The organism is Arthrobacter sp. I3, from assembly GCF_000520575.1.
In the GTDB taxonomy this organism is placed as follows: domain Bacteria; phylum Actinomycetota; class Actinomycetes; order Actinomycetales; family Micrococcaceae; genus Arthrobacter; species Arthrobacter humicola_A.
This window is the reverse complement of the sequence record NZ_KI914937.1, coordinates 30,490-34,796: the sequence shown is the minus strand read 5'-3', so window position 1 is coordinate 34,796 and position 4,307 is coordinate 30,490. Positions and strand designations below refer to the sequence as shown.

The window sequence follows — 4,307 nt, the reverse complement described above, 5'->3', positions numbered from 1 at the left end:
TCGACGTCTGCCACACCGCACCCGTCCCCGACGAGTTCAAACACAGCCGGCTGGACCCAGGCACCGGCTCCGGCCAAGGGCCACTCCGGCAACTCCTCTCTCGAGGCAACCTCGACGTTGGAACCGGCCGGCCTGTCCCCGCTGGTCGGCTGGGGCATCGGCCTGGTGGCGCTCTCGTTCGGCGCCGGCGCCGCGGTCCTCCGGATGCGCCGGGGCTGACAGGACCCGCCTCCCGCGGACGCGCCCCCGCCTCCCGCGCCCCGCATGTGAAATAAAGCACTTCTACGCGTTGTAGAAGTGCTTTTTTTCGACTTAGTTGGGGAGAGGAGGCAGACTGGTATACATGAGCCACACTTCTGCCGAATCTGTCACTAAAACCGGAATGTCAGCCCCCGGAGAATCAGTCGCCGGGGCATCGGCGCCCGAAGATTCAACTGAGCAGTTCTTCACCCTTTGGACCGTATTCAAGCGGTCAGCGGACATCCTGCGCGGCGCCGATGCCGCTGAGGACTTCGAGGCCCTGATGACTGGTATACATGAGCCACACTTCTGCCGAATCTGTCACTAAAACCGGAATGTCAGCCCCCGGAGAATCAGTCGCCGGGGCATCGGCGCCCGAAGATTCAACTGAGCAGTTCTTCACCCTTTGGACCGTATTCAAGCGGTCAGCGGACATCCTGCGCGGCGCCGATGCCGCTGAGGACTTCGAGGCCCTGATGAAAAGCCTCGCCGACGCCGGAGTTGTCCACCGCGGCAGCTACGACGTCTCGGCGATGCGGGCCGACGCGGACATCATGGTCTGGCTGCACGGTCCCCGGCCGGAAGCGCTGCAGCGGGCAGTGCGGGACATCCGGCGCAGCAAGCTGTTCGCCGGCACCGAGATCGTCTGGTCCGCCATGGGCGTGCACCGGGAGGCCGAGTTCGCCAAGAACCACACCCCGGCGTTTTCCCGCGGTGTGGAACCGGCGGAATGGCTCTGCGTCTACCCCTTCGTCCGCTCCTACGAGTGGTACCTGCTCCCGGACGCCGAGCGCGGCGCCATGCTCCGCGACCACGGCATGCTGGGCCGCGATTTCCCCCAGGTCATCTCCAACACCGTCTCCTCCTTCGCCCTCGGCGACTGGGAATGGATCCTCGGACTGGAAGCCCCCGAGCTCGTGGACCTCGTGGACCTGATGCGCCACCTGCGCGCCACCGAAGCCCGGCACCACGTCCGCGAGGAAATCCCCTTCTACACCGGCCGCCGCGTCACCGCCGCCGAGATCGCCGAGGTCCTGGCATGAGCCCGATCGATCCGCAGGAATCCGCCGCCCCGGTAACCGCCGTGAACACCGTCACCGAGGCCGGCCGGATGGCCCCCAAGGAGTACGACGCCGTGCTCCTCGCCTCGTTCGGCGGGCCCGAAGGCCAGGAGGACGTCATCCCGTTCCTCCGCAACGTCACCCGCGGCCGCGGCATCCCCGACGAACGGCTCGAAGAGGTCTCGCACCACTACCGCGCCAACGGCGGCATCAGCCCCATCAACGGACAGAACCGTCAGCTCAAGGCCGGCCTCGAGGCCGAACTTGCAGCCAGCGGCATCGCGCTGCCGGTGTTCTGGGGCAACCGCAACTGGGACCCGTACATCCCGCAGACCCTGCAAGAGATCTACGACGCCGGCCACCGCAAGGTGCTCATGCTCACCACGAGTGCCTACTCCTGTTACTCCAGCTGCCGCCAGTACCGCGAGGACATCGGCATGGCGCTGACCGAAACCGGGCTCGACGGCAAGCTCGAGGTCGACAAGGTGCGCCAGTACTTCGACCACCCCGGGTTCGTGGAGCCCTTCATCGAGGGAACCGCCGCCGGCCTCGCCGACGTCCGTGCCCAGCTGGCCGCGGCCGGCACCCCGGAAGCCCCCGTGCACATCCTGTTCGCGACGCACTCCATCCCGACCCGCGACGCCGAGGCCGCCGGCCGGTCCGAGGGCGAGCCGCGCACTTTTGAGGAAGACTCCGCCTACGCCGCACAGCACCTGGCCTCCGGCACCGAGATCATCCGCCGGGTGGAAGACGCGACCGGCCTGACCGCACCCTGGTCCCTCGTCTACCAGTCCCGCTCCGGCGCCCCGCACGTGCCGTGGCTCGAGCCGGACATCAACGACGCCATCGAGGAGCTCGCGGGCCAGGGCGTCAAGGGCATCGTGATTGTGCCGCTGGGCTTTGTCAGCGACCACATGGAAGTGGTCTGGGACCTGGACACCGAGGCGCTTGAGACCTGCGCCCGGCTGGAACTGGCCGCAACCCGTGTCCCCACGCCCGGAACGCACCGCAAGTTTGTCGCCGGGCTTGTCGACCTCATCTGCGAGCGGACCGTCGCGAACAACATTGCCGAGCGGCCGCACCTGACCAAGCTCGGCCCCTGGTACGACGTCTGCCGTCCCGGCTGCTGCGCTAACTTCCGCGGCGAAAAGCCCACCATCGCCGGAGCCGACACCACCGTCGGGACCGGACACGATCCCTACCCGGCCGCCCCCGCGGCGGCGGGAAGGGCAGCCGCGGCTGCTGCGGCGGCGGGGCAGGGGACCGCATGAGCGTCCGGATCGGCACGCGCGCCAGCAAACTCGCCCTGACCCAGACCCAGCAGACCGCGGACCAGCTGGCCGCCATCGGCGGGTTCCCCGTGGAGCTGGTCCATATCCGGACCGACGGCGACGTCCTCAAAGGCTCGCTGTCGCAGATGGGCGGTACCGGCGTCTTCGTCGCCGCGCTCCGCGACGCCCTGTTGCAGAACACCTGCGATATCGCCGTGCATTCGCTCAAGGACCTCCCGACCGGTCCGGCCCTCGGCCTGAGCCTCGCGGCCACACCCCAACGCGTCGACGTCCGGGACGTGCTGTGCGCCCGCGACGGGCTGAAGCTCGCCGACCTGCCCAGCGGCGCGAGCGTCGGCACCGGTTCCCCGCGCCGCGCGGCCCAGCTCCGTGCCGTGCGTCCGGACCTGGACATCCGCGACATCCGCGGCAACGTGGACACCCGGCTGGGACGCGTTCCCGGGCTGCCGGGTAACACGAACGATGCCGTCGTTGACGGCAAGTCGAACGACCTCGACGCCGTCGTTCTCGCAGCCGCCGGACTGCACCGGATTGGCCGGCTCGACACGGTCAGCGAATACCTTGAGACGGACATCATGCTGCCGGCCGCCGGGCAGGGTGCCTTGGCGATCGAATGCCGGACCGCCGACGCTCCCCGCAGGGCCGGGTCCACGGAGGGCTCCCAGGGCGTGCTGGCGCAGGCCCTCGCGGCCCTCGATGATCCGGACACCCGGCTCGCCGTCACGGCCGAACGGGCTTTGCTGGCCCGGCTGGAGGCCGGATGCGCCGCCCCGGTGGGAGCCTACGCCTACCGCAAGGGCAGCATGCTGTACCTCGAAGCGGTGGTCTGCGCCGTCGACGGCACGGCAACCGTCCGCGACAAGAAAGCCACCGACGGCCTCACCGAGGTCGGGGCAACGCTGCTCGGGATCGAGCTGGCGGAAGTCCTGCTGGCCCGAGGCGCCGCGGACATCGCGGACCTGGCAGCTTCCTGAACCGCGGATCCAGCACTTCATGGCACCCCACAGCGACCGCAACCACACGGGCGGCCCAACCGGCATGAGGGTGCCGGAGGGCGCCCGCGTGCTGGTTGCCCGCAGCCCGGACCGCGCGGGGGAACTCGTCTCGGCCCTCCGCCGTGCCGGCGCCGAGCCGTTGCTGCTCCCGCTGATTGACTTTGAGCAGGCCAGCGACCAGCACTCCCTCGACGTCGCCTTCGACGCCCTCGGCGCCGGGGCCTACACGTGGCTCGTGATCAGCAGCGTGACCACGGTCCAGGCACTGGAGGCGAAAGCCGCCGAACGCGGCGCCTCCCTGAGCAACTGGCTGCCCGGCAGCATCCTCGTGGCCACGATCGGCCCGGCGACCCGCCGTGAGCTGGAGTCCCGGGGCATCAGCGTCGACCTTGCGCCCACGGGCCAGCAATCCGGCACGGGCCTGCTCGACATCTGGCCCGCGAACCAGGGCAGCGTGCTCCTGCCACAGGCGGACATAGCGGACCCGCGGCTGCGCAAGGGCCTCGAGGCCCGCGGTGCGGCCGTCCAGGCCGTCACCGCGTACAACACCGTCGACTATCCTGCCGATCCGCGCCGGGCGCTGCCCGCATTCCCACCGGCCCCGCCGCAGGCGACCTTGTCGCAGGGGATCAGTCCGGCCGGGCAGGACGCGCCGCCCACCGTGCTCACCACGGCCGAGGCGAAAACCGAAATCGGGGCCGGCCGGCTGCACGCCGTCG

General features: G+C 69.8%; 5 protein-coding genes. All 5 read left to right on the top strand.

Going from position 1 to position 4,307, the window contains the following annotated elements; all coding sequences use genetic code 11:
* On the top strand, positions 1-219 hold a 219-nt coding region (locus Y706_RS29330), incomplete at its 5' end, for a hypothetical protein (RefSeq protein ID WP_028277196.1).
* A 317-nt stretch (positions 220-536) separates the two neighbouring features.
* Positions 537-1,283 carry a hydrogen peroxide-dependent heme synthase gene (gene hemQ, locus Y706_RS0114780; protein ID WP_028277195.1) on the top strand — a complete coding sequence of 249 codons (747 nt, stop codon included), beginning with the start codon at positions 537-539 and terminating at the stop codon, positions 1,281-1,283.
* Positions 1,280-2,572 carry a ferrochelatase gene (locus Y706_RS0114775; RefSeq protein ID WP_043436227.1) on the top strand — a complete coding sequence of 431 codons (1,293 nt, stop codon included), beginning with the start codon at positions 1,280-1,282 and terminating at the stop codon, positions 2,570-2,572. Before hemQ ends, Y706_RS0114775 begins: the two co-directional genes overlap by 4 nt.
* Positions 2,569-3,567, top strand: coding sequence for a hydroxymethylbilane synthase (hemC, locus tag Y706_RS0114770; RefSeq protein ID WP_028277193.1), 999 nt, complete (start codon positions 2,569-2,571; stop codon positions 3,565-3,567). Before Y706_RS0114775 ends, hemC begins: the two co-directional genes overlap by 4 nt.
* 19 nt (positions 3,568-3,586) lie before the next feature.
* A partial coding sequence (locus Y706_RS25660) for a uroporphyrinogen-III synthase (RefSeq protein WP_043436226.1) occupies positions 3,587-4,307 on the top strand: 721 nt, incomplete at its 3' end.